This is a genomic window from Enterobacter cloacae complex sp. 302F9 (assembly GCF_050030335.1).
In the GTDB taxonomy this organism is placed as follows: Bacteria; Pseudomonadota; Gammaproteobacteria; order Enterobacterales; family Enterobacteriaceae; genus Enterobacter; species Enterobacter hormaechei_C.
Window position 1 is genome coordinate 4020611 of record NZ_JBLGUC010000001.1, and the last position, 26012, is coordinate 4046622.

The 26012-nt window shown below is 56.0% G+C and carries 24 protein-coding genes and 1 riboswitch; of the genes, 12 read left to right on the forward strand and 12 right to left on the reverse strand.

Annotated features, from left to right (window positions below; all coding sequences use genetic code 11):
• The first annotated feature begins 111 nt into the window (after positions 1–111).
• Complete coding sequence (locus ACQG0T_RS19475) at positions 112–951, forward strand: AraC family transcriptional regulator (protein ID WP_023295450.1); 840 nt, start codon at positions 112–114, stop codon at positions 949–951.
• 41 nt (positions 952–992) lie between these two features.
• Here the strand turns inward: ACQG0T_RS19475 and ACQG0T_RS19480 are convergent, their stop codons facing one another.
• Genes ACQG0T_RS19480 through ACQG0T_RS19500 form a run of 5 tightly spaced genes read right to left on the reverse strand, consistent with a single transcriptional unit; the run spans position 993 to position 5654 of the window.
• Entirely contained in the window at positions 993–1868 is an 876-nt protein-coding gene (locus ACQG0T_RS19480) for a MurR/RpiR family transcriptional regulator (protein WP_015571883.1), read from the reverse strand.
• Entirely contained in the window at positions 1865–2815 is a 951-nt protein-coding gene (locus ACQG0T_RS19485; RefSeq protein ID WP_015571884.1) for an iron-siderophore ABC transporter substrate-binding protein, read from the reverse strand. The genes ACQG0T_RS19480 and ACQG0T_RS19485 overlap by 4 nt, the downstream gene beginning before the upstream one ends.
• Before the next feature lie 9 nt (positions 2816–2824).
• Positions 2825–3865 carry a FecCD family ABC transporter permease gene (locus tag ACQG0T_RS19490; protein ID WP_017692658.1) on the reverse strand — a complete coding sequence of 347 codons (1041 nt, stop codon included), beginning with the start codon at positions 3863–3865 and terminating at the stop codon, positions 2825–2827.
• Complete coding sequence (locus ACQG0T_RS19495) at positions 3862–4845, reverse strand: FecCD family ABC transporter permease (RefSeq protein ID WP_040118116.1); 984 nt, start codon at positions 4843–4845, stop codon at positions 3862–3864. The genes ACQG0T_RS19490 and ACQG0T_RS19495 overlap by 4 nt, the downstream gene beginning before the upstream one ends.
• Entirely contained in the window at positions 4842–5654 is an 813-nt protein-coding gene (locus tag ACQG0T_RS19500; RefSeq protein WP_017384046.1) for an ABC transporter ATP-binding protein, read from the reverse strand. Before ACQG0T_RS19500 ends, ACQG0T_RS19495 begins: the two co-directional genes overlap by 4 nt.
• A 385-nt stretch (positions 5655–6039) precedes the next feature.
• Here ACQG0T_RS19500 and ACQG0T_RS19505 point away from each other — a divergent pair, with 385 nt between their 5' ends.
• Positions 6040–8169, forward strand: coding sequence for a TonB-dependent siderophore receptor (locus ACQG0T_RS19505; protein WP_252051625.1), 2130 nt, complete (start codon positions 6040–6042; stop codon positions 8167–8169).
• A gap of 85 nt (positions 8170–8254) precedes the next feature.
• On the opposite strand, the gene parE is transcribed toward ACQG0T_RS19505, so the two are convergent.
• Genes parE through nudF form a run of 5 tightly spaced genes read right to left on the reverse strand, consistent with a single transcriptional unit; the run spans position 8255 to position 12663 of the window.
• On the reverse strand, positions 8255–10147 hold the full coding sequence (gene parE / locus ACQG0T_RS19510) for a DNA topoisomerase IV subunit B (RefSeq protein WP_017384044.1): 1893 nt from the start codon (positions 10145–10147) through the stop codon (positions 8255–8257).
• Positions 10148–10175: 28 nt separating this feature from the next.
• Entirely contained in the window at positions 10176–10757 is a 582-nt protein-coding gene (gene yqiA, locus ACQG0T_RS19515; RefSeq protein ID WP_015571888.1) for an esterase YqiA, read from the reverse strand.
• On the reverse strand, positions 10757–11584 hold the full coding sequence (gene cpdA / locus ACQG0T_RS19520; RefSeq protein ID WP_017384043.1) for a 3',5'-cyclic-AMP phosphodiesterase: 828 nt from the start codon (positions 11582–11584) through the stop codon (positions 10757–10759). The genes yqiA and cpdA overlap by 1 nt, the downstream gene beginning before the upstream one ends.
• Before the next feature lie 27 nt (positions 11585–11611).
• Positions 11612–12034, reverse strand: a complete 423-nt coding sequence (locus ACQG0T_RS19525) for a DUF1249 family protein (RefSeq protein ID WP_003862516.1) — start codon at positions 12032–12034, stop codon at positions 11612–11614.
• Positions 12031–12663: an ADP-ribose diphosphatase gene (gene nudF, locus ACQG0T_RS19530; protein ID WP_017384042.1), complete on the reverse strand. Its 633-nt coding sequence runs from the start codon at positions 12661–12663 to the stop codon at positions 12031–12033. The genes ACQG0T_RS19525 and nudF overlap by 4 nt, the downstream gene beginning before the upstream one ends.
• A 203-nt stretch (positions 12664–12866) precedes the next feature.
• Between nudF and tolC the strand changes: the two genes are divergently transcribed.
• From tolC to ACQG0T_RS19550, 4 genes are all read left to right on the forward strand, one after another.
• On the forward strand, positions 12867–14345 hold the full coding sequence (gene tolC, locus ACQG0T_RS19535; protein ID WP_017384041.1) for an outer membrane channel protein TolC: 1479 nt from the start codon (positions 12867–12869) through the stop codon (positions 14343–14345).
• A gap of 194 nt (positions 14346–14539) precedes the next feature.
• Positions 14540–15205 (forward strand): DUF1190 family protein, encoded by a 666-nt coding sequence (locus tag ACQG0T_RS19540; RefSeq protein WP_003862522.1) that lies wholly within the window; start codon positions 14540–14542, stop codon positions 15203–15205.
• Between the two features lie 2 nt (positions 15206–15207).
• Positions 15208–16368: a glutathionylspermidine synthase family protein gene (locus ACQG0T_RS19545; RefSeq protein ID WP_017384039.1), complete on the forward strand. Its 1161-nt coding sequence runs from the start codon at positions 15208–15210 to the stop codon at positions 16366–16368.
• Between the two features lie 102 nt (positions 16369–16470).
• Complete coding sequence (locus ACQG0T_RS19550) at positions 16471–17628, forward strand: DDE-type integrase/transposase/recombinase (protein WP_271040396.1); 1158 nt, start codon at positions 16471–16473, stop codon at positions 17626–17628.
• A 120-nt stretch (positions 17629–17748) separates the two neighbouring features.
• Here the strand turns inward: ACQG0T_RS19550 and ygiD are convergent, their stop codons facing one another.
• Complete coding sequence (gene ygiD, locus ACQG0T_RS19555) at positions 17749–18537, reverse strand: 4,5-DOPA dioxygenase extradiol (protein WP_017692656.1); 789 nt, start codon at positions 18535–18537, stop codon at positions 17749–17751.
• 130 nt (positions 18538–18667) lie between these two features.
• Here ygiD and zupT point away from each other — a divergent pair, with 130 nt between their 5' ends.
• The 5 genes from zupT (at position 18668) to ACQG0T_RS19580 (ending at position 24605) form a co-directional block, all read left to right on the forward strand.
• A complete protein-coding gene (zupT, locus tag ACQG0T_RS19560) occupies positions 18668–19441 on the forward strand; it encodes a zinc transporter ZupT (RefSeq protein ID WP_015571892.1) in 774 nt (257 codons plus the stop codon).
• Between the two features lie 266 nt (positions 19442–19707).
• A complete protein-coding gene (locus tag ACQG0T_RS19565) occupies positions 19708–20268 on the forward strand; it encodes a fimbrial protein (RefSeq protein WP_015571893.1) in 561 nt (186 codons plus the stop codon).
• A gap of 76 nt (positions 20269–20344) precedes the next feature.
• Complete coding sequence (locus ACQG0T_RS19570) at positions 20345–22789, forward strand: fimbria/pilus outer membrane usher protein (RefSeq protein ID WP_032103349.1); 2445 nt, start codon at positions 20345–20347, stop codon at positions 22787–22789.
• Positions 22790–22798: 9 nt separating this feature from the next.
• The gene (locus ACQG0T_RS19575) at positions 22799–23560 is read left to right on the forward strand and encodes a fimbrial biogenesis chaperone (protein WP_023295458.1); all 762 of its coding nucleotides are present in this window, start codon (positions 22799–22801) and stop codon (positions 23558–23560) included.
• Positions 23544–24605, forward strand: coding sequence for a fimbrial protein (locus ACQG0T_RS19580; RefSeq protein WP_017384036.1), 1062 nt, complete (start codon positions 23544–23546; stop codon positions 24603–24605). Before ACQG0T_RS19575 ends, ACQG0T_RS19580 begins: the two co-directional genes overlap by 17 nt.
• A 44-nt stretch (positions 24606–24649) precedes the next feature.
• On the opposite strand, the gene ribB is transcribed toward ACQG0T_RS19580, so the two are convergent.
• Positions 24650–25303 (reverse strand): 3,4-dihydroxy-2-butanone-4-phosphate synthase, encoded by a 654-nt coding sequence (gene ribB / locus ACQG0T_RS19585; RefSeq protein ID WP_015571897.1) that lies wholly within the window; start codon positions 25301–25303, stop codon positions 24650–24652.
• Between the two features lie 105 nt (positions 25304–25408).
• Positions 25409–25559: riboswitch (FMN riboswitch) on the reverse strand.
• A 120-nt stretch (positions 25560–25679) separates the two neighbouring features.
• Here ribB and ubiK point away from each other — a divergent pair.
• Positions 25680–25976, forward strand: a complete 297-nt coding sequence (gene ubiK, locus ACQG0T_RS19590; protein ID WP_000566823.1) for a ubiquinone biosynthesis accessory factor UbiK — start codon at positions 25680–25682, stop codon at positions 25974–25976.
• The last annotated feature ends 36 nt before the right edge of the window (positions 25977–26012 follow it).

Sequence of the window (26012 nt, forward strand, 5' to 3'; positions counted from 1 at the left end):
AATGTTAGCCATGTCACAGGCATGAACGATGAATAAACCTCCAGTTGAGAAAATTTAAAAAGGTGGTTTATAAAGACGATCAGACGGGAAAAAGTTGAGTTTTATTGCACTATGCGCGACACGCCGACATCCGACCTTCTGGAACTGATCGCCCTGAATGATACCGTGGCCTCGTTCAGCCGCCTGTTTGCCAATACGGTGCGCTACCATCACTGGCATCAGTGTCTGGAGATCCTCTATGTGGAAGAGGGCTTTGGCGTGGCGATTGTCGATAATCGTCACTACACCATGCGCCCCGGACGACTGTTTTTCTTCCCGCCTTTTACGCTGCACAAGGTCATGGTGGACGAACAGGCGGAGGCAATTTACCGCCGCACCATTATTCATCTCGACCAGCACGCGGTGCTGAAGATCCTGCGGGATTTTCCCCAGACCCGGCAGCGCCTGGAGCGGCTGTCACGCCGTGGCGGCGAAGCGTGGGTCGCCGATTTAGCCCACTGTCACCACCATATCGACCATCTGTTTAGCTGCTATAAACCGCCGATGAACGGCGAGAGCATCGCCAGCCTGCTGATCGGCCTGTTCGCGATGCTCCCCGACGATCGCGACGGTGAGCCGGGCAACAGCCAGGGGATCGCCAGCCAGGTAATGTTCTGGCTCGACGAGCATTATCAGGAGAAATTTCGTCTGGATGCGCTGGCCGAAGAGCTGGGTAAATCACGCAGTTACGTATCGCGAAGATTCCATGCGGAAACGGGCGAAAAAATTCACGACTACCTGAACACGCTAAGGTTGCGTAAGGCGTGCGAGTGTTTACTCCACACGGATTCGAGCGTGCGTGACATTGCCGCACAGGCGGGATTTTCCGACGTGACGTGGTTTATCAGCGCATTTAAAAAGGGGATTGGCGAGACGCCGTTGCAGTACAGGAAGAACCATCGTGCGGTTTGACGCCCTCACCCCCGCCCTCTCCCACGGGGAGAGGGGGAAGATCAACCGCTCTTCTTCCCCGGCTTTAATCCGCGGTGTAACTCGTTGATGCGCTTCATCGACTTGATGGTGCGCTGCGGCTCAGTGGAGGCGACGGACAGAATAATCATCTCCAGGCACAGCAGCACCGTGCCGTGCAGCGGGATTTTGCCCTTCTCGCCGCCGCGCGGGACGTGGATCACTACGCTTGCCTCTTTGCTAAAGCGCGAGTCCGTGGCGTTGGTCAGCAAAATGGTGGGAATACCCAGGCGCTTCGCTTCGCGCAGCGTGGTCTGCCCCTCCCGGTGCGCGGATTTTTGCGCCATCATTACCAGCACGTCACCGCGCTGTAGGGCAATCAGCTGTTCGGCGAGGCCAATACCGGTGCGGTTGAGCGGGATCGCAGGCAGGCCTATACGGCTAAACAGTCGCGAGGTGTACTCGGCCAGAATGCCGGATGCGCCAATGCCAAAAATAGCGACCTGTCTCGCCTGCGCCAGCAGCGACACGGCCTGCGCCATCGCGTAGCGGTTGCCCGGTTCGGACAACACCGCGCAGGTGTGCTGATGGCCTTCCAGCACAAAATCGATGCTCGCGTCGACGTCGCTGGTAAGCGTGTTTACCGTGGTGGACATCTTCTCGCTGGAGGTGACCACCGGGCCAAACCACTGCTCCAGGGTCTGCTTGAGATCCCGCAGCCCGCCAAACCCAAGCGCCTGAATGGCACGCACCACGGTGGCGTCCGAGGTGTGTAGCACAGCGGCAATCTCCATTGCCGTCTGCTCCATAACCGCTTCACGATTTTCATTGATATAGCTCGCCACCTGCAGCAGACGCGGCGTCAGCTGGTGCGCCCGCGAGCGGAGGCGGTCGCCGTAGACATCAATTTTTCGGATCATCGTGCGGCCTCCGGCAGCGGACGGCCCGCTATCTGCGACTGCACCTGCGCGGCCATCAGCCCCAGCGAGGCAAATGAATTTGAGATCGCTTCCTCGCGGGAGATGAGCACGTAATGCCCGGTTCGGCAGGCGTTGAGAAACTGACACCAGCCCGGCATCACCGCATCCATCGCCGCCAGCTCGTCCTGCGGTTTTCCGCCAGTGTCCCCGCGCCAGGTGGCAAAGACAAAATCAGCATCCAGCTCCGGCAGGCGCTCGGCGCTGACGTCGATGCGCCCGCCCTCCGGGATGCTCTCAATCAGCGGCGGGAACCTGAACCCTGCGTCGCGCAGCACGCGCCCAAGCGAGTGGTAGCTGTGCATGGCGTTGATTTTGCCCTGATTGGCCTGAATCACCGAGACGGTCAGTTTGCTCGTATCGATGGTCGCCTTTAGCGCCTCGATCTGCTCCTGATAGCGACGCTCCAGAATCTTCAGCCGCGCCTCTGTCCCGGTAAGCTGCGCCAGCTTGCGGTAGATCTCCGGCGCACCGCCGTCGAGGTGATCGATACTCACCGTCGGGGCAATTTTTTCCAGCTGTTCGACCGGCGTGTTGCGGGTCGGCTCGGTGATGATAAGATCCGGCTTCGCCGCGGCGATGGCTTCAATATCGATATCCGCGGTGCCGATGAATGTGATGTCGGAATTATCAAAATCGATGCCCGTCAGCATACCGCTGGAACGCAGAAAATGGCTGCCGTCCGGTCGGGTGCGGCCATGGCTGGCAACCGGCGGTACGCCAAGCTCGATCAGCGGAATGGTGATATCCAGGTCGTGCAGGGACACAATCCGCTTCGGGTTAACCGGCACCACCACGTTGCGGTTCAGGTCGTCAGTAAACGTCTGCGTTGGCTCTGCGGCTCCTACAGCAAAACCCACCAGCACCAGCATTGCAAAAAATACGCGCATTTTTATCCCCTAAAATCGATCCCGACGCTGCCAGAGCAGCAGCAGGAAAAACGGTCCGCCAATCAGTGAAATGACAATTCCCGCCGGCAGCTGCAACGGGAGAAATGCCAGCCGCCCGACGTTATCCGCCAGCAGCACCAGCAGCGCGCCCAGTACGGCACTTCCCGTCAGCAGTGCCGTTTGCCCTCCGCGCAGCAGCAGGCGCGCCATGTGCGGAGCAATCAGCCCGACAAAGCCGATACTCCCCACGCAGGAGACGCAGGCCGCGGTGAGCACCACGGGGGCAAACACGCGCAGCAGAGCGAGGCGTGAAGTCCGCACGCCCAGCCCCGTCGCAGTGTGGTTGCCGAGCAAGGCTACGTCTGCGGCGCGTGCGGTAAAGAGCAGCAGCGCAAACGCCGGCACCGTCCAGGCAGCAGCGATGCTGACCAGCGTCCAGCTTGCCGCATGCAGGCTCCCCGCCAGCCACAGCATCGCCGTCTGGACGTCGCGCACGTCGGCGGTCGTCATAAAGACCCCCATCGCGGCGGCAAACGCCCATGACACGCCGATGCCGATCAGGATGAATCGCGGGCGCGAGATATCACGCGCCAGCGCCACTACCAGCAGCGCGGTCAGCAACCCACCGGCCATGCCGATAAGTGGACGCCAGTACGGCCCCAATCCCGGAAACTGAAAAATCAGCAGCAGCACCGCCGCGCTACAGCCCTCTTTCACGCCGATAAGACCGGGGTCAGCAAGGCCGTTGCGGGTAATGGACTGCATGGCCGCCCCCGCCATGCCGAGCATCGCGCCGCACAGCACCGCCATCAGCAGGCGCGGCAGGCGGATATCCATCACAATGTAATGCGCATCCGCCGTCAGACGTTCAGGATAAAACAGCGCACGTCCGATGGCGGAAGCAGGAATGGGCAGCGAACCGTGCGTCAGGCCAAAACTTAGCAGCAGGAGAGCGGCAAGCGATAATACGGCCAGATACAGCAGCGCCCTCGGGCGAACCAGCGCCGAGAAGGAGAAAAATCGTACTGCCCTCAATCCAGCCCGGTTCATTTGAACATCCTTGACGCCATAAGGATAAAGACCGGCGCGCCGACTAGCGCAGTCATCACGCCGGTTGCCAGCTCATACGGCGTAAACAGCGTACGGGCGGCGATATCCGCCATCAGCAGAACCAGCGCCCCGCAGAGGGCTGAAAGCGGCACCATCACGCGCAGGTCCACCGATACCAGACGGCGAATCAGCTGCGGCACCACGAGTCCGATAAACCCGATCGGTCCGGCAACTGAAACCGCCGCGCCGCACAGCAGGGCGATGGCCAGCAGCGCGAGCAGGCGCGTTTTCAGCAGCGACACGCCAAGCCCCTGCGCCATTCTCTCGCCCAGCGCCAGCATGTTCAGCGACGGCGACAGCCAGAGCGCCAGCGCAAAACCCACGGCAGCGGCCCCCGCGGCGCTAGCGATCGTCTCGCCGATGACTCCCGCCACATCCCCCGCAAGCCAGGTCCGCATGGCCAGCAGCGTCTGTTCATCCAGAATCAACACCGTGGCGGTTATCGATGAGGCAAATGCCGACATTGCCACGCCGCACAGCGTGACCTTCATCGGCGTGAGACCGGTACGCCCGGATGAGGAGAACGTTAGCACCAGCAAAAAGAGCGCGGCGGCGCCAGCTGCGGCTATCAGAGGGCGGCCAAACGGCAGCGACAGCCCGAGGGCACTCGTCAGCACCACCGCCAGCGCCGCCCCTGCATTCAGCCCCAGGATATGCGGCTCGCCGAGCGGGTTGCGGATCACTGATTGCAGCAGCACGCCCGCGATGCCGAGCGCCGCGCCCGCCACCAGGGCGGCGCACAGCCGCATCAAGCGCAGCCTGACGATCACGCTATGCTCAAAATTGCGCGGGTCGAAGTGGAAAAATGCGTCTACTACCGTCCGGGGGGCGATAACGCGCGCCCCGATGCTCAGGTGCGCAATCGCGCCTGCCAGAAGCAGCAGCGTAAAGAGAATAAAGGCCACAGATGTGCGCATCATGGTTTGTCGTCAGCCTGACGGAACGGCATAAAGAACGGCTTGCCGGTCAGCGGGTTAACCGACATATGCACGTCGACGTCAAACACCGCTTTGATCAGCTCCGGCGTGCAGGCGTCGCCCTCATGCAGTACCCCCTCAACCTTTCCCTGACGTAAAAAGACCAGCGAATCACCGTAATTCACGGCGAAGTTGAGATCGTGCAGAACCACCACCACGGTGCGCCCGTGCCGGCGCGTCAGCGTGTGCAGCAGTTCGAGGATCTCCACCTGGTAGCGAAGATCGAGGTACGTCGTGGGTTCATCCAGCAGGATATAGGGCGTTTGCTGCGCCAGCACCATAGCGATCCAGCAGCGCTGGCGCTGGCCGCCGGACAGGCTTTCAACCAGATGATGGGCAAACTCTGCCGTTCCGGTCAGGCGTAACGCCTCTTCCACGGCCCGCTCGTCTTCCTCGCTCCACTGGCGCATCACGTTCTGCCAGGGGAAACGTCCGCGCGAGACCAGCTCAAATACGGTTAACCCTTCTGGAAGCAGCGGAGACTGCGGCAGGATCCCGAGCTGGCGGGCGACCGCTTTGGTTGGCTGCGAGTGGATGGCTTTGCCGTCCAGCACCGCGCTGCCGCCGAGCGGCTGAAGCAGCCGTGCGAGGGTACTTAACAGCGTCGATTTTCCGCAGCCGTTTGCGCCCACCAGAACAGTCATTTTCTGCTGGGGGATCGCAAGGGAGATATCATCAACGATGATTTTTTTCTGGTAACCCGCGGAGAGGTTCTCAAGAACCAGTCCCGGCTTTTTGATGTAGTGAGCCACGTGAACGCCAACGTAAGAAAAAAAAACCAACAAATAAAAATAAAACTCATTCTCTTTTGTGAGTTTGCCGCCGCTCCATGTAGTAGTCAAGCGAAGATACACCCTGTAAACCCCAGGGATAATTGAGCATCACCACACAAACTAAAATTCATTTTTATTAATTATTTTCAATATCTTAAACCAGAAAAAGATGCGTATTAGTCAGAGAGAAACCTCTGTAGCGAAATTTTTATTTATTCCATTTACTACTACATGCCCTCATGCTTGAATGATTCTCAATTACAAGTCCGATGCCGTAGAGGCTAACGGACAGAGCGTAAGGGCAATGACTCACACATTCTTCCGCGAGCATTTCATCGCAGGATATTTTGGGAAAACAGATGTAATGGCTAAGTTCACACCTTCATTCGCCGGGGTAAAAGGGCGCGCGCTCTTTTCACTCCTGTTCATGGCGCCTCTGGTGCACGCAGCAGCAAAAGACGGTGAGACGCTTACCGTCACTGCCGATCCTTACGCTTCCACCGACGCCACCAGCGGCTATCAGCCCCTGAACACCTCCACCGCCACGCTGACCAACATGCCGATGCTGGACATCCCGCAGGTGGTCAATACCGTCAGCGATAAAGTGCTGGAAGACCAAAACGCGACCACGCTAGACGAGGCGCTGTATAACGTCAGCAACGTGGTGCAGACCAACACCCTGGGTGGCACGCAGGATGCCTTCGTGCGCCGTGGCTTCGGCGCAAACCGCGATGGCTCGATCATGACCAACGGCCTGCGCACCGTGCTGCCGCGCAGCTTCAATGCCGCAACCGAGCGCGTGGAGGTGCTAAAAGGCCCGGCCTCGACCCTTTACGGTATTCTCGACCCCGGCGGCCTGATTAACGTGGTGACCAAACGCCCGGAGAAAACCTTCGGCGGCTCGATTTCTGCCACATCAACCAGCTTTGGCGGCGGTAGCGGACAGTTTGACGTCACCGGTCCAATTGAAGGTACGCGTCTGGCCTATCGCCTGACGGGGGAGTATCAGGACGAGGATTACTGGCGTAATTTCGGCACCGAACGCAGCACCTTTATCGCCCCGTCTTTGACCTGGTTCGGCGATGATGCCACCGTGACCGTGCTCTATTCGCATCGCGACTATAAAACGCCGTTCGATCGCGGAACGATCTTCGATCTCAACACCAAAAAGGCCGTCGACGTCGATCGCAAAACCCGCTTTGATGAGCCATTTAACGTGACCGACGGTCAGTCCGACCTCGCTCAGCTTAACGCGGAGTATCGGCTCAACAGCCAGTGGACCGCGAAGTTCGACTACAGCTACAGCCAGGATAAGTACAGCGATAACCAGGCTCGCGTGATGGCCTACGATTCAAAAACCGGCAACCTGACCCGCCGCGTGGATGCGACCCAGGGTTCGACCCAGCGTATGCACACAACGCGGGCAGATTTGCAGGGGAACGTGGACATCGCGGGCTTTTACAATGAGATACTGACCGGCGTGTCGTATGAAAATTACGATCTGCTGCGCACGGACATGATCCGTTGTAAGAACGTTAAGGATTTCGATATTTACAACCCGAGCTACGGCAGCCTCGGCAAGTGCACCACCGTCTCGGCAGCCGACAGCGATCAAACCATCAAGCAGGAGAGCTACTCCGCCTACGCGCAGGACGCGCTGTACCTGACCGATAAATGGATCGCCGTTGCCGGACTGCGCTACCAGTATTACACCCAGTACGCGGGCAAAGGCCGTTCGTTTAACGTCAACACCGACAGCCGCGACGACCAGTGGACGCCGAAGCTGGGCCTGGTATACAAGCTCACGCCGGCAGTCTCCCTGTTTGCCAACTATTCCCAGACGTTTATGCCGCAGTCGTCCATTGCGAGCTACATCGGCGACCTGCCGCCGGAAACGTCGAACGCGTATGAAATAGGCGCTAAATTCGACCTGTTCGACGGCATTACCGCCAACATCGCGCTGTTTGATATCCACAAGCGCAACGTGCTGTACACCGAGAGCGTCGGTGATGAAACCGTCGCCAAAACCGCGGGCCGCGTGCGCTCGCAGGGTGTCGAAGTGGATCTCGCCGGATCGCTGACCGAGAACACCAACATTATCGCCAGCTACGGCTATACCGATGCGAAGGTGCTGGAAGACCCGGACTACGCGGGCAAACCGCTGCCGAACGTACCGCGCCATACCGGCTCCCTGTTCCTGACGTACGATATTCACAATGCGTTTGCCGGGAATACGCTGACAATTGGCGGCGGCGGGCACGGCGTAAGCCGCCGCTCAGCGACTAACGGTGCGGATTATTATCTGCCGGGCTATTTCGTGGCGGATGCATTTGCGGCGTACAAAATGAAGCTGCAATATCCGGTGACGCTACAGGTGAACGTGAAGAATCTGTTCGATAAGACCTACTACACGTCGTCGATTGCGACCAACAACCTGGGCAACCAGATTGGCGACCCGCGTGAAGTGCAGTTTACGGTGAAGATGGAGTTTTGACGTAAAAAAGCCCGGTGGCGCTAACGCTTACCGGGCCTACGATCCTAACCCCCTCCCTGTGGGAGAGGGTTAGGGTGAGGGGACATCAGGCCTCAATATCCGCCATATCGCCTTTCTCCTGAAGCCAGTTACGTCGGTCTTCAGAACGTTTCTTGGCCAGCAGCATATCCATCACGGCGTTGGTTTGCTGTTCGTCTTCATCGCTGATGGTCAGCTGCACCAGACGGCGGGTGTTCGGATCCAGGGTGGTTTCACGCAGCTGCATCGGGTTCATCTCGCCCAGCCCTTTAAAGCGCTGAACGTTCGGTTTGCCCTTCTTGCGTTTGAGCTGCTCCAGCACGCCCGCTTTCTCTTCTTCCGTCAGCGCATAGTAGACTTCTTTGCCAAGGTCGATACGGTACAGCGGCGGCAGCGCCACGTGGACGTGACCGTTTTTCACCAGCGTGCGGAAGTGCTTCACGAACAGCGCACAGAGCAGCGTGGCGATGTGCAGACCATCGGAGTCCGCATCCGCGAGGATACAGATCTTGCCGTAGCGCAGCTGGCTCAGATCGTCGCTGTCCGGATCGATGCCGATCGCCACGGAGATGTCGTGTACTTCCTGCGAGGCCAGCACTTCATCAGACGAGACCTCCCAGGTGTTGAGGATCTTACCCTTGAGCGGCATGATCGCCTGATATTCACGATCGCGCGCCTGCTTGGCCGATCCGCCTGCCGAGTCCCCTTCCACCAGGAACAGCTCGGTGCGGTTGAGATCCTGGGCGGTACAGTCCGCCAGCTTGCCCGGCAGCGCGGGGCCGCTGGTCAGCTTTTTACGCACCACTTTCTTCGCCGCGCGCAGGCGACGCTGGGCGCTGGAGATGGCCATTTCAGCCAGCATTTCTGCGGCCTGAACGTTCTGGTTCAGCCACAGGGTAAACGCATCTTTCACCACGCCGGAGACGAACGCCGCACACTGGCGTGACGACAGGCGCTCTTTAGTCTGACCGGCAAACTGCGGATCCTGCATCTTCACGGAGAGCACGTAGGCGCAGCGGTCCCAGATATCTTCTGCGGAAAGCTTCACGCCGCGCGGCAGAATGTTGCGGTATTCGCAGAACTCGCGCATCGCATCCAGCAGCCCCTGACGCAGGCCGTTGACGTGCGTCCCGCCGAGCAGCGTTGGGATCAGGTTGACGTAGCTTTCCGTCAGCAGCTCACCGCCTTCCGGCAGCCACAGCAGCGCCCAGTCCACCGCTTCGGTGTCACCTTCGAAATTCCCGACGAACGGTTTTTCCGGCAGGGTCGGCAGGCCGTTAACCGCTTCGCACAGGTAGTCGTTCAGACCCTTTTCGTAGCGCCAGCTCTGTTCGGTGTTGTTTACGTGATCTTTAAAGGTGATTTCCACGCCCGGGCACAGCACCGCTTTGGCTTTCAGCAGGTGCGTCAGGCGAGAAACGGAAAAGCGTGGGCTGTCGAAGAAGCTTTCGTCAGGCCAGAAATGGACGCTGGTGCCGGTGTTGCGTTTACCGCACGTCCCGACGACCTGCAAATCCTGCACTTTTTCGCCGTTTTCAAACGCGATGTTATACACCTGGCCATCGCGACGAACGTTCACTTCCACGCGCTTTGACAGGGCGTTAACCACGGAGATCCCCACGCCGTGCAAGCCGCCGGAGAACTGGTAGTTTTTGTTGGAGAACTTACCGCCCGCGTGCAGACGACAGAGGATCAGCTCAACGGCTGGAACACCCTCTTCCGGGTGGATATCTACCGGCATGCCGCGGCCGTCGTCGATAACTTCCAGCGACTGATCGGCGTGCAGGATAACGTCCACGCGTCTGGCATGGCCTGCCAGCGCTTCGTCCACACTGTTATCAATTACTTCCTGGCCCAGGTGGTTTGGGCGCGTCGTATCGGTGTACATCCCCGGGCGGCGGCGAACCGGCTCAAGCCCGGTGAGTACCTCAATGGCATCAGCGTTATAGGTTTGCGTCATGATTTAAGCTAGCAATTCGCATTGATTGTCAGTGGCTGTGCAGTCCAAGAAAATCGACAATCTGGGTGAAATGATCTTCAAAGCCCGTGAAAGCATGGTTACCGCCCTCTTCTACAGTCTGGCGGCAGGATGCGTAATACGCCACTGCCTGGCGGTAATCCAGCACTTCATCTCCCGTCTGTTGCAGCAGCCAGATAAGATCGGGCGCTTCAAGCGGGTCGACCTGCATAACTTTGAGATCGTAAATATGGCGTGACTCTAGCACATATTGTTGGCCGGTGTAGGGGTTCTCGTTTTCGCCAAGAAAGTCCCTTAACAGCTCAAATGGCCGGACCGCCGGGTTGACGACGACAGCGGGTAACATAAAGCACTGCGACAGCCAGGTGGCGTAGTAGCCGCCGAGCGACGACCCGACAACGCCAAACGATTCGCCGCCGTGTTCAAGCACGATCGATTCCAGCATCTCTGCCGCATCCGCTGGATAAGGGGGCAACTGCGGAATAATCATCTCCACGTGGGGATGATTCGCGCTTAGCCACTGGCGAAGCTGCGTCGCTTTCGCCGATCGCGGTGAGCTGTTAAACCCATGCAGATAGAGAAGCGTCGACATCAATAGCCTTCCGAAGCGGTATCCGGGCGGAATTGAGCCCCGGTCAGACGGCAAACTTCGGTGGTCAGCGAGCCATCGGCATGCAGCTCCAGCCAGCGCCAGCCCGGTGCGATGGTATCCAGCGTAAAGTTGGCGCAGTGCGGCTTAAACTGCACGCAGGTAGAGGGCGTCGCGAGCAGGCGGCGACCATTCCAGTCGAGATCCTGTTCCTGGTGAATGTGCCCGCACAGCAAATTTTTCACGCGCGGAAATTTCGCCAGTACGCCGTCCAGCGCCGCAGAGTTGCGTAAGCTGTGCTGATCGAGCCAGCTACAGCCCGCCGGCAGCGGGTGATGATGCAGCAACAGCAGCGTATTGCGATTCGGTTCGGCGGCCAGTTTTGTCTCCAGCCAGTCAAGCTGATAGTCGCTCAACTCACCGTGCGGAACGCCAAACACCTGACTGTCGAGGAGCAGAATTTGCCACTGGTCCCCCGCAAAGACACATTTTGCCGGTGAAATCCCCGCATCCTGAAGCGAACTGTACATAGCGGGTTGAAAATCGTGATTGCCCGGTAGCCAGACGCAAGGCACGCTAAAGCTCGCAATCCCTTCAGCAAAATGCTGATAGGCTGCGGAGGATTGATCCTGCGCCAGATCGCCCGTCGCGACGATCAGATCGCATGGCCGCTTTTCAGCATGGATCGCGTCAAGAACCGCCTGATAACTCTCCCAGGTGTTCACGCCCAGAAGCGTCTCATGCTTTTCGGCAAAAAGGTGGGTGTCGGTGATTTGTAATATCCTGACTGGCGCCCCACCAGCAACAGTCAGGTTCAACAGGCTTTCCAAATGGTGTCCTTAGGTAGGTTTATGACGCTAACAAACCGGAATCGCCATTGCTCCATGTGCTAAACAATATCTTAGCCAGTCGGCTAAAAACTGGTTAATTTGATGCTTTTCGTCGCGTTGATGCAACTTTTTATTCGGGTAATCATACCGCGCTTTAAAGCGAAAGATCTGCTGGCTTGAACACACTTCAGCGACCATCGCGTCATGATAAAGACGTACCGTCATCGACGGCAGGCTCCAGTAGCTGATGCTCGGCGCCGTTTGCTCAATCTCCACCAGCGTAGTGTAGCGCGTTGATTCTGTTATCGTTAACCGATACTGCGCGTTGCTCACCTGATAGCTCACCGTTTCGCCGGGCGCGTCGTTTCGCGGCAGCAGGCGGCGCAGCTGGGCGAAATTGGTTTCGCACAGGCGCATCATTTCTGGGAAGTCAGGTGTATAACGCTTCATTTTTTCCACTCGTGTCGTAATGTCTGATAATGCAGCTGTAGCCATTGCAGGGCGATGACAGACGCTGCGTTGTCGATTTTCCCCTCTTCTACCCACTGGTAAGCCTGCTCCCGACTCACCACATGAACCCGAATATCTTCGTTTTCATCTGCCAGACCGTGGATCCCTTCCGCTGTCTTGGCGTCCACTTCGCCCACCATAATAGATGAACGTTCCGTTGTCCCACCCGGGCTTGCCAGGTAGCTCAACACCGGTTTCGTCCGGCCGATCGCCAGGCCCGCCTCTTCCAGCGCCTCACGGCGAGCGACGTCTTCGACCGACTCACCTTCTTCGATCATCCCGGCCACCATCTCCAGCAACCACGGCGTATCGCTGGTATCATAAGCCGCAATACGCACCTGTTCGACCAGCACCACTTCATCACGCACTGGGTCATAGGGTAGCAACACAGCCGCATGCCCGCGCTCAAAAATTTCGCGTTTGATTTCACCGCTCATCTCACCGTTAAACAGACGATGCCTGAAACGGTAAAGTTCCATTGAAAAAAAACCGCTATAAAGCGTTTCTCGTGCAATAATTTCTACATCGTTTTTGGCGAAGGTGACAGGCACGTTTTCTGGTTTTTGCATCGGTCGAGTCCTGGTAGCAATGGTGATGAAATTGTGAATTTCAAGGCTGTTTGGCTGCCGTTTGTATGGCTATATGGTAGATTGGAGCAAATTACCGCCAGATGGCACGTTACGCCAACCTTTTGGTGTGGATGATTCTGTTAGAATCGGCAATTATTTTTAATTAGATCAGCGCTAATACTGCTTCACAACAAGGAATGCAAATGAAGAAATTGCTCCCCATCCTTATCGGCCTGAGCCTGACGGGCTTCAGTGCAATGAGCCAGGCAGAAAACCTGTTACAGGTCTACCAGCAGGCACGTCTGGGCAACCCTGATTTACGTAAATCAGCGGCCGATCGTGATGCTGCGTTTGAAAAGATTAACGAAGCACGTAGTCCACTGCTGCCGCAGTTAGGCTTAGGTGCAGATTATACCTACACTAACGGTTTTCGCGATAACAATGGCATCGATTCGAATGCCACCAGCGCCTCTTTACAGCTTACACAAACCCTGTTCGACATGTCCAAATGGCGGGAACTGAGCTTGCAGGAAAAGAGCGCCGGCATTCAGGATGTCACCTATCAAACCGATCAGCAGACGCTGATCCTGAATACCGCGACCGCCTATTTCCAGGTTCTGAGCGCGATTGACGCCCTCTCCTACACCGAAGCGCAGAAACAGGCGGTTTACCGTCAGTTAGATCAAACCACCCAGCGTTTTAACGTGGGCCTGGTCGCCATTACTGACGTGCAGAACGCCCGTTCACAGTACGATACCGTACTGGCTAACGAAGTGACCGCACGTAACAACCTCGACAACGCCCTGGAAGCACTGCGTCAGGTCACCGGTAACTACTATCCTGAGCTGGCCTCTCTGAACGTGGACAGTTTCAAAACGGACAAACCGCAGGCGGTTAACGCCCTGCTGAAAGAAGCGGAAAACCGCAACCTGACCTTGTTGCAGGCACGCCTGAGCCAGGATCTGGCGCGCGAGCAGATCCGTCTTGCACAGGATGGTCACCTGCCAACTCTGAGCCTGAGCGCCTCTACCGGCGTATCGGACACCAGCTACAGCGGGTCTAAAACGACCTCTCAGGCCTATGACGACAGCAACGTTGGCCAGAACAAAGTGGGTCTCAGCTTCTCTCTGCCGCTGTACCAGGGCGGGATGGTTAACTCTCAGGTGAAACAGGCGCAGTACAACTTTGTGGGCGCCAGCGAGCAGCTGGAAAGCGCACACCGCAACGTGGTGCAGACCGTGCGTTCTTCCTACAACAACGTAAATGCCTCTATCAGCAGCATCAACGCCTATAAACAGGCCGTCGTCTCTGCCCAGAGCTCACTGGATGCGAACGAAGCGGGTTACTCCGTAGGTACGCGTACCATCGTGGACGTGTTAGACGCAACGACCACGCTGTATAACGCGAAACAGCAGCTCTCCAGCGCACGTTATCAGTATCTGATTAACCAGCTGAACATCAAGCAGGCGCTGGGTACGCTGAACGAGCAGGATCTGCAAATGCTGAACAGCACGCTTGGCAAACCGGTCCCTACGTCGCCTGACAGCGTCGCGCCGGAAAATCCACAGCAGGATGCCGCCGTTGATAATTTCACCCCTAACAGCAGCGCCCCGCTTGCGCAGCCAGCGGCAGCGCGTAGCACCGCACCTGCCAGCAGCGGTACGAATCCGTTCCGTCATTAAGCCTTGCCCGATGGCGCTGAGCTTATCGGGCCTACTTAATCGTAGGCCGGGTAAGCACAGCGCCACCCGGCGCAAAATCACACCTGAACGTAAGCCAACGTAAAGATCCCCCGCATTTCGCCCCTCTTCGCTTCATTTTCAACCACTCATCCTCTATCCTGAGCGTTATTACCACTGGGTCCTGGAAGACAAATATGAAACGGACAAAAACGATGAATCACGCGTCGTTCCGCAAAAGCTGGAACGCACGCCACCTGACACCTGTCGCGCTGGCGGTCACCGCCGTCTTTATGCTGGCAGGCTGTGAGCAAAACGACGAAACGGTTTCGCTGTATCAAAACGCCGACGACTGCGCGAGCGCAACCGGTAAAGCCGCTGAGTGTACGACGGCCTATAACAACGCCCTCAAAGAAGCGGAACGTACCGCGCCGAAATATGCCTCTCGCGAAGACTGTGTAGCCGAATTCGGTGAAGGCCAGTGCCAGCAGGCACCTGCTCAGGCGGGTATGGCACCGGAAAACCAGGCGCAGGCACAGTCCAGCGGCAGCTTCTGGATGCCGCTGATGGCGGGTTATATGATGGGCCGTTTGATGAGCGGCGGTGCGGGCTACCAGCAGCAGCCGCTGTTTAGCTCCAAAAACCCGAACAGCCCGGCCTACGGTAAATACACCGATGCCACCGGCAAGGGTTACGGTGCTGCAACGCCAGGCCGTACGATGACCGTACCGAAAACCGCAATGGCGCCGAAACCAGCCACCACCAGCACCATTACCCGTGGCGGCTTTGGTGAGTCTGTTGCCAAACAAACCACCATGCAGCGTAGTGCGACCGGCTCCTCAACTCGCTCAATGGGCGGCTGATCATGGAACGAGTCAGTATTGTTGAGCGCCCGGACTGGCGCGAAAAAGCCACCGAATACGGTTTCAACTTTCACACCATGTACGGCGAGCCGTACTGGTGTGAAGATGCTTACTATAAGCTCACGCTCGCTCAGGTCGAAAAGCTTGAAGAGGTAACCGCAGAGCTGCACCAGATGTGCCTGAAGGTAGTAGAAAAAGTCATCGACAGCGATGAGCTGATGACCAAATTCCGCATTCCGAAGCACACCTGGAGTTTTGTTCGTCAGTCCTGGAAAACGAACCAGCCTTCGCTCTACTCTCGCCTCGATCTGGCATGGGATGGCGTGGGTGAACCGAAGCTTTTAGAAAACAACGCGGATACACCAACCTCTCTGTACGAAGCCGCGTTCTTCCAGTGGATCTGGCTGGAAGATCAGGCGAATGCCGGAAACTTGCCCGAAGGCAGCGACCAGTTCAACAGCCTTCAGGAAAAGCTGATTGAGCGTTTCGTCGAACTGCGTGAACAGCACGGTTTCAACCTGTTGCACCTCGCCTGCTGCCGCGATACCGAAGAAGATCGCGGTACGGTTCAGTATTTGCAGGACTGCGCAGCCGAAGCGGAAGTGGCGACGGAATTCCTCTATATCGAAGATATCGGTTTAGGTGAAAAAGGTCAGTTTACGGACATGCAGGATCAGGTCATCAGCAACCTGTTCAAGCTCTATCCGTGGGAATACATGCTGCGGGAAATGTTCTCTACCAAACTGGAAGACGCCGGCGTGCGCTGGCTGGAACCGGCCTGGAAGAGCATTATCTCCAATAAAGCCCTGCTGCCGATGCTGTGGGAGATGTTCCCGAATCACCCGAACCTGCTGCCTGCTTACTTTGCTGAAGATGATTTCCCACCGATGGAGAAATACGTCGTTAAGCCAATCTTCTCCCGTGAAGGGGCAAACGTCTCGATTATCGAAAACGGTAAAACGCTGGAAGCGGTTGAAGGGCCGTACGGTGAAGAAGGGATGATCGTCCAGGCGTTTTATCAACTGCCGAAGTTTGGCGACAGCTATACGTTGATCGGCAGCTGGCTTATTAACGATCAGCCTGCCGGGATTGGCATTCGCGAAGATCGCGCGCTGATTACGCAGGATCTGTCGCGTTTCTACCCGCATATTTTCGTCGAGTAAGACTTGCCCGGTGGCGCTACGGTATGAACCGGAAACATGGGTAACACTTTAGACCGGATACATGGGTAACAGTTATAACTGGCATAGAAGAGGAGACTCGCTATGCCCTGGACTGAGACCCGACCTATGCAACGCCTTGATTTTATCCGTGCCTGCCATGCAGGTACGGATTCTTTTTCAGCCCTCTGCCGTCTCTTCGGCATCAGCCGAAAAACCGGTTACAAATGGCTTCATCGTTTTGACCCCTCTGACCTGTCATCTCTCTCTGACCGGTCGCGTGCTCCGCACTCCCACTCCCGTACAGTTCCTGATGATATCGCCGGGCAGCTTACGGCCCTGAGGCAGAAACACCCTGACTGGGGCCCCAAAAAACTGCGGATGTGGCTGCTCAATCATCACGTCGATTTTACCGTCCCCGCTGCCAGCACTATCGGCGATATCCTCAAGCGTGAAGGCCTGGTTCCGGATAAAAAGCGAAAACGCAGAACCCCGGGCAATCGCCAGCCCCTGACCATCATCAGTGAGAACAATCAGGTCTGGAGCGCTGATTTTAAAGGCAAGTTCAGGCTGCTGAGCCGGAAATACTGTCATCCCTTCACCCTGACCGACAATCACAGCCGGTATCTTCTGAGCTGCCGGGGAACGGACCGGGAGAGCGAGCCCTTCGTCAGGCAGTGCCTGACGGATGCGTTCCTGGAGTACGGTCTGCCGGAAGTCCTGAGAACGGATAATGGACAGCCTTTCGCAGGAACAGGTATCGCCGGGTTAAGTCGCCTTGCAGTCTGGCTGATAAAGCTGGGCATCAGACCGGAACGTATCAGAAAGGGGCATCCGGAAGAAAACGGCCGTCATGAGAGAATGCACCGTTCGCTGAAAAGTGCAGTAAAACAGGGCAACACCTTTATGACGATGGAAGAACAACAGCGGTGGTTCAGTGACTACCGGGAAGAGTTTAACTACGAAAGGCCGCATGAAGCCCTGGCGGGTGCAACGCCCGGAACGGTATGGCAGCCCTCAGGCCGACACTGGGATGGCAGGGTTCCTGAATATGCTTATCCGGAAGGAGGTACGGTCTACAGGGTGAAATCAAGGGGGACACTCTATATGGGGAAAAAGGGGACGGTGTTCCTGAGTGAAGCGCTGACTGATGAGTACATCATGCTGGAAGAACAGGATGATGGCCTTGAGGCCATCATCTTTAACGGAATAACGCTTGCGTACTACGACCGAAAAACCCAGAGTGTGCTCCGGATAGACTGAAAAGTGTTACCTATGTTCCCGGTCTGATCTGTCACCTATGTATCCGGTCATACACTACGCTTACCGGGCCTACGCTCAATATGTAGGTCGGGTAAGGCGAAGCCGCCACCCGACATGTTTTTACCCCACCTGCACCGACAGCATACTCAAGCTCCCCATCTCAATACCGTCGACCGGGATTGTAATAACCTCCTGACCATCCCACGCGCCTAGTACATACAGCAATGGCAAGAAGTGTTCCGGCGTCGGGTTAGAGAGCGAACCGCCGTCGTGATCCAGATAGTTCACCAAAGGGTGTCGTTCGGCCGGCCCTTGCCAGGTCAGGTTGTCTTTTACATAGTCATTAAAGGCTGTTGCCCAGGGGTACGGCGTATTTTCACCGTGCCAGCGTACCGTACGCAGATTGTGTACCACGTTGCCACTGGCAATCAGCATGATGCCCTCATCACGAAGCGAAGCCAGCTTACGCCCCATCTCCATGTGCCAGGCAGCCGGTTTGGTGCTGTCGATACTCAGTTGCACCATCGGGATATCGGCATCCGGATACATTTTGATCAACACCCCCCATGAGCCGTGGTCAAAGCCCCAGGCTTCTTTGTCCAGCGCAACCGGAACAGGGGCGAGCAGATCAACGAGCCGCTGCGCCAGCTCGGGGGAGCCCGGAGCAGGATAATGCGTGTCATACAGCGCCTGCGGAAAGCCGCCAAAATCATGAATCGTTTTTGGCGCTTCCATGGCCGTCACACCGGTACCCCGGGTAAACCAGTGCGCAGAGACCACCACAATTGCCTTCGGACGCGGTAACGTCTCACCCAGTTGACGCCAGGCGCGGGTATAGACGTTATCTTCCAGGACGTTCATTGGGCTGCCATGGCCTAAAAACAGTGCTGGCATACGAGAAGAAGACATGGTGATATCCTTAGAGGAGGTGGCAATGTGATGGGCCTACATTACGCGCATTCAGGTGAAGATGAACGCAGATAACCGTGAAGATCATCATCAGGAAATTTGAATGTCAGATATCGCTTAAGGAGAATGCATGTCAGTACCGTTGATTTTGACCTTACTCGCGGGCGCCGCAACCTTTATCGGTGCGTTCCTCGGGGTACTCGGGCAAAAACCCTCTAATCGCCTTCTGGCCTTCTCGCTGGGTTTCGCCGCCGGGATCATGCTGCTTATCTCGCTGATGGAGATGCTGCCCGCCGCGCTTCACACCGAAGGTATGTCGCCTGTTCTGGGCTATGGCATGTTTATCATTGGACTGCTGGGTTATTTTGCGCTTGACCGTATTCTTCCTCACGCGCACCCGCAGGATTTAATGCAAAAAAGCGTTACCCCCATCCCGGGCAATATCAAACGCACGGCCATTCTGCTGACGCTGGGTATCAGCCTGCATAACTTTCCGGAAGGTATCGCCACCTATGTCACGGCCAGCAGCAACCTGGAAATGGGTTTTGGTGTGGCGCTGGCCGTGGCTTTGCACAATATTCCTGAAGGACTTGCCGTTGCCGGGCCCGTTTATGCCGCCACGGGTTCAAAACGTACGGCTGTCTTTTGGGCGGGTATCTCCGGGATGGCTGAAATTCTCGGCGGCGTGCTGGCGTGGCTGATCCTCGGTAGCCTCGTCTCCCCGATTGTGATGGCTGCGATTATGGCTGCCGTGGCCGGGATTATGGTCGCGCTCTCTGTCGATGAGCTGATGCCGCTGGCGAAAGAGATCGATCCCAACAATAACCCCAGCTACGGCGTACTGTGTGGAATGTCAGTGATGGGGATGAGTCTGGTACTGCTGCAAACGGCCGGTATTGGCTAAGAATTTATGCCTCCGTTTTATACGGAGGCTATATATTATTCAAAAAAACAATCCTATATATTTCACCTATAATAACCTGAAAAATATAGTCCTGTTAAAATCCCGAAAAACCACGCCTCTTAAGATAGCCTGCAAATATTAATTAAAACCATCTAAAAATATATTTAAGTCATGTTAATCGCGTCTCCCCACCCCAATTCGTATACTTCGCGAGTATTCTGAAATTAATATTCACATTATGAATCACTCTGAAAAAGGATATTTTCATGTATATGGGTAAAAAACTACTGTTAGCGACGGCTATGGCAGTCATTGTATCGGGTGCTGCTTTTGCAGATGATCAAGGCTCAGGAAAAATCACATTCAAAGGTATTGTTATTGACGCACCGTGCAGTATCGCACCAGACAGCGTTGATAAAGAAGTCGATCTGGGTGAAGTGACCACGGCTGTTATCAACGCCAACAAAAAATCTACCCCGGTACCGGTCGATATCAATCTGGAAAACTGCCAGCTTGACGATCCGGCAGACGAGACCGACACGCCAATTACCAAAGTGGATGTGACCTTTACCAGCGCAGCGACAGACGCGGCGGATACCAGCCTGATGAGCAACACCTATGCAAGCGGTGCGCAGAACGTGGGGGTGCGTCTGCTGGATAACGCGGAGTCTGCTATCACGCTGGGAGAGGCCAACGAGGTTGAGTTGCTGGCGGGTTCAACCACCCAGACGCTGCATTTCAAAGCGGTTATGGAAGTCCCTACAGGTAAAACTGCGACGGCAGGCCAGGTTGAAGCCACGGCTAACTACGTCCTGATGTACAAATAATTCTGTTACGTCACGGCACCAGCCGACTGGTAATTCATACCGGTCGGCACTCTCTATTTACTCGAGTAACAGGATGATGACATACAAATTACAATGGATAATCATCATTGCGTCCCTGTTAATGACGAAAGTTGCCTCTGCCACCGAGTTTAATATAAACGCCATCGATAAAGATCAGCGCGGCAGCGTCGATTTATCACTGTTTAAAGATCAAATATCGGTTACGCCGGGAAGCTATTTCGTTACGGTTGCCGTCAATGATATTCCGCTGGCAAATGGCTGGCAGCTTCGCTGGCGAGAAATAAATAACGCCGTTCAGGTCTGTATTCCCCCCGAGCTGGTCGATACCTTTGCGTTGCAGGATGACGTTCGCCACGCTTTGCCTGAGAAAGAGGGATGCGTTGATTTCTCCGCCAGACCCGACATCCGATTTACTTTTGAGCAAGGCAGCCAGACCCTGAAAGTGACCATCCCCCAGGCGTGGCTGCAATACCGTGCGGTTGACTGGATGCCGCCATCCACCTGGGACATCGGCGTGCCGGGCGTACTGCTGGATTACAATCTTTTTGCCAGCCATTATCAGCCCAATAGCGGCAGCAACAATGACAACGCCAATACCTATGGCACCGCCGGCGCGAACATGGGCGCGTGGCGGCTACGCAGCGATTACCAGTACACGCAAAGCCATACTGACGCAGGCTCGGAGCATAATGGACGTTTTTCACGCGTGTATATGTTCCGCCCTCTGCCCTCGATCGGTGCGAAACTGACGTTGGGTGAAACGGATTTCCAGTCCGCAATTTTTGACGCCTTTACCTACACCGGTGCATCGCTAATCAGCGATGAACGTATGCTGCCATGGTCGCTGCGCGGCTATGCCCCGCAGATTACCGGGATAGCGCAAACCAACGCCACGGTAACCGTAAGCCTTGCCAATCGCGTGATTTACCAGAGTAAAGTGCCGCCAGGTCCTTTTGTTATTCAGGATCTTAACCAGTCGGTTCAGGGCACGCTGGACGTCAAAGTCACGGAAGAGGATGGACGCGTCAGCACCTTCCAGGTCTCGGCCGAATCCGTACCATTTTTAACGCGCAAGGGTCAGGTGCGCTACAAGCTCGCGGCGGGTAAAGCGCGCCAGGGCGCCTCCCATGACGTTGAAGATAACGCCTTCATGAGCGGCGAATTTTCCTGGGGCATGCTGTCGCACACCTCCCTGTATGGCGGTACGCTGGCCGATGGCGACCGCTATCGTTCCGTCGCTGCCGGAATCGGCCAGAATATGGCCTGGCTGGGGGCGCTCTCTTTTGACGTCACGCAGGCCACCAGCCAGCTGCCACACCAGCGCAGCCAGACGGGTTACAGCTATCGCATTAACTACAGCAAGCGTTTCGATACCACCGGCAGTCAGCTTACGCTCGCCAGCTACCGCTACTCAGATCCACAGTTTTTGAGCTACGCCCGCTACCTTGATTATGACGACGGTGACCGCCAGTCGGAAAAACAAACCCTGAGCGTGACGGCAAGCCAGTACATTTCGGCGTTATCCCTGAACCTGTACGTCAATATGCTGCGTCAGACATGGTGGAATGATTCACCCTCCACGACCGGCAGTATCACGGCGGGCTACAACTTTGATATGGGCCGCTGGAAGAACCTTGGCGTAACCCTGTCCTGGAGTAAAACGCATTACGATGAGAAAGACGAAAGTGACGATACTCAGTTCTATCTCTCGCTCAGCGTACCGCTCGATCCCGATCATCGACTTAACTATGACCTGCGTAACCGCGACACGCTGAGCCATAACGTGTCGTGGTACGACACGTCGGATCGCAATAACACCTGGGGCGTTTCCGCGGGCGCGGAGAGCGGGAAGCCAGACTCCGGGGCGCAGTTCAGCGGGAATTATCAGCATTATTCTGCGTACGGCGATCTTAATCTCTCCGGCAGCTATAAAGCTGACGAATATAACTCCCTCAGCGCAAGCTGGAGCGGTTCCTTCACCTCAACGGTGAAAGGCGCCGCGCTGCACCGGCGCAGCTACGGTAATGAACCCCGCGTAATGGTCAGCACCGACGGGGTAGGCAATATCCCGCTGAACATGTCGCGAGATGAGACCAACCGTTTTGGCATCGGCGTTTTACCGTCATTCTCCAGCTATTCCCCCTCCAGCGTGCAGATCAATATGAACAACCTTCCGGATGGCGTGGACGTGGACAACCGCGTCGTGACCTCAACCTGGACTGAGGGGGCCATTGGTTTTCGTCAGATTGCCACGCGTGCAGGTCGGGACGTGGCAGGTGTTCTGCGGATGTCATCAGGAACGCCACCGCTCGGGGCGATTGTTCGCCTGGAAGCAAACGATTTGCAGGTTGGGATGGTGGCCGATGAAGGCCACGTCTGGCTCGGCGCCGTTGAGCCAGAACAGCAGTTTCGCGTGACATGGGGCGACAACCAACAGTGTCGCTTCTCGTTACCTTCTCACTTAGAAAACAGTATGCAGTTGATACTGCCGTGTCAGTAAGAAATCATCATGAAATTAACGCCGATTAAAAGCCTGTGCCTGATGCTAATCAGCACAGCATTTACCACCCATGCGGCCATTAATCTGGACCGCACGCGCATTGTTTTTCCAGAAAGCGACAAGGCCAGCAGCCTGAAAGTGGACAACCAGAGCAAGGCGCTGCCTTATCTGGCGCTCTCCTGGATTGAAGATGAAAAGGGGCATAAAGAAGATGCGCACTTTATGGCGCTTCCCCCCATTCAACGTATCGAAGCGGGCGCCTCGTCGCAGGTAAGAATTGTTAAACAAGCCGCCACCCGCCAGTTGCCAAAAGACAGGGAATCGCTGTTTTATTTCAACCTGCGTGAAGTACCGCCAAAAAGCATCAGCGCCAGCGAGGAGCGCAGCGTGATGCAGGTTGCCATGCAGAGCCGAATCAAGCTGTTCTGGCGTCCGGAAGCGATTAGCAAAAAATCCGGCGAACTGGCTGAAATGCGCATGGAAATTACCGCCAGCGCGAAAGGACTCACGGTCCACAACCCTACGCCGTACTACATCACGCTGGCGTGGCTGAGCAAAAATGCCAAAACCATGCTGCCGGGTTTTGACAGTCTGATGATTGCGCCTTTCGCCACGGCAACCGCCTCTACCGGTGATTACCACGGTAGTTATTACAGCATCGGCTATATCGACGATTACGGCGCCCTAAAAAAAGTCGACGTGCAGTGCACCGGAACGGCGCTATGTAAACTTACCGAACGGAAAATCGATAAAGATGCAAAAGCTCGCTAGTTTCCTGTTTACACTGCTGCTTTCAGCGCTGCCTTTGAAAGATGCGCTGGCGCTTAACTGCTATCTGGGTGGATCTGGCGGCCCCGTCGAGGAGACAAAAACGATCACCCCTTTTGCGATACCCAGCAACGCTCAGGTTGGTCAAAAAATATGGGAGTCTGATGACATTAAAATTCCGGTGACGTGTGATAACAACGTCACGAGCAATTTTGAGCCGGAAGATGTCTTTGCATGGGTGAACCCTTATCCTGCCGCAACCGATCCCTATTATGAACTGGGCGTCACCTATGAAGGCATAGATTACGATGCCACGGGCCAGCCCAACGGCGTGGATACCCGCCAGTGCCTGGACAACGATAACATCACCATTTACACCGCGGATCAAATCCGCCAGATGGGTTGGGAGAATCGCATCTGCTCCGGCAATCCGGATGATATCCATATTTCACGCACGTTCGTCGCCCGATTACGACTTTTCGTGCGAATTAAGGCTATGCCGCCACATGGTTATATCAGTTCGCTCAGCGATTACATCGTTGTGCAGTTTGACGGTAAGGGTGGCGTTAATCAGATGGCCGACGCGAAGAACCTCAAGTATCACATCAACGGACTGCAAAACATTACGGTGCTTGATTGTGGAGCGACGTTTAGCATTTTCCCTGAAAATCAGGAGATCGACTTCGGCGCCTTCAGCGCGCGCGACATTGTGAATCAGCAGACGCGTATGCGCACGTTTTCAATACGAACCACCAAAGTGCAGGATGCCCAGTGCTCGGACGGATTTAAGATGGACTCGTCGTTTTACACAACCGAAACGCTTAGCGCAGACGACACCGCAGTACTGATAGGGAATGGGTTAAAGCTGCGTATTCTTAACGGAACGGAGCCTTACACCTTTAACCAGTACAAGGAGTACGCCGATTTTACGGGCGATAAGATGAATGTTGAGCAAAACTACACGGCTGAACTTTCACGGGAGGAAGGGAAAGCGATTCAGTCCGGGCCGTTTGAAACCGTGGTACTGTTCAAAATTAACTACCACTAGAAACAACAAAGCCGGGTTTCCCCGGCTTTTTCACATCAGCATGTTCAGCTGGCTTTGCGCTCGTGCGCGCGGCGGTACTCAACCAGATCTTCAATCGTCACCACTGGCATATTGTGCAGACGCGCAAAGGTGATGCACTCCGGCGCGCGCGCCATGGTGCCATCATCGTTGGTCAGTTCGCACAGCACGCCTGCGGGTTTGAAGCCAGCCAGCGTCACCAGATCGATGGTCGCTTCGGTATGACCACCACGGGTCAGCACGCCGCCCGGCTGCGCGCGCAGCGGGAAGACGTGACCAGGGCGGTGCAGATCGGATGGTTTCGCACCATCAGCAATCGCTGCACGCACGGTAGTCAGGCGGTCAGCCGCCGACACACCGGTGGTTACGCCATGCGCTGCTTCAATGGTCACGGTGAAGCCGGTACCAAAGGCGCTGGTGTTGTTTTCAACCATCATCGGCAGATCAAGCTGCTTGCGACGGTCTTCGGTGATGCACAGGCATACGATGCCGCTACCGTGACGGATGGTCAGCGCCATCTGCTCAACGGTCATGTTCTCGGCGGCAAAAATCATGTCGCCTTCGTTTTCACGGTTTTCATCATCAAGCACCATCACACCGCGGCCTTCGCGCAGTGCATCCAGTGCATGTTCAACACGTTGAGTTGAAGTGCCAAAAGAGGAAAGTAGCGTCTGATTCATGGTAAAAAAACCTCATTAACTTTATGGTTACCAGAATCAGGGCAGTCTTAGGAGCGCCGTACTAGCGGCAAAAAAATAACGTGAGCGGGCCATGCCCGACTGGATCGTTACTCTCTCCCATCCGGACTCTAACCGTCGGCCCCGGAATTACACCGGATCTGCTGACCTTTGAGAATTCACCCAAAGCGCTCGCGGGCTTTCAGCGTTAAGCTGATTTACCGCCGGTGGGGAATTTCGCCCCGCCCTGAGAATAAGCGAGATAACTATAACGCTATTGATTACCCTGGGCAATGCATAAGCTTCAAACAATTTTGTTTAACCCACGGCATGACGCGCTACAATAGGCACTAACACCTTTTCATCAAGGGAAACGACAATGATTGACCCAAAGAAAATTGAGCAGATCGCGCGTCAGGTTCATGAGTCCATGCCGAAAGGTATTCGTGAGTTTGGTGATGACGTTGAGAAGAAAATCCGCCAGACGTTGCAGGCACAGTTGGTTCGCCTTGATTTAGTCAGCCGCGAAGAGTTTGATGTGCAGACTCAGGTGCTGCTGCGCACCCGCGAGAAACTGGCGCTGCTGGAACAGCGTCTGAGCGAGCTGGAGAGCCGCAATGCGCCGGAAGAAGTGAAGCCAGCGCCAGCTATTCCACCGGTGGATGACCAGGCATAAGTGCGGCCTGCTGTGCCCGGTGGCGGCTACATGAAC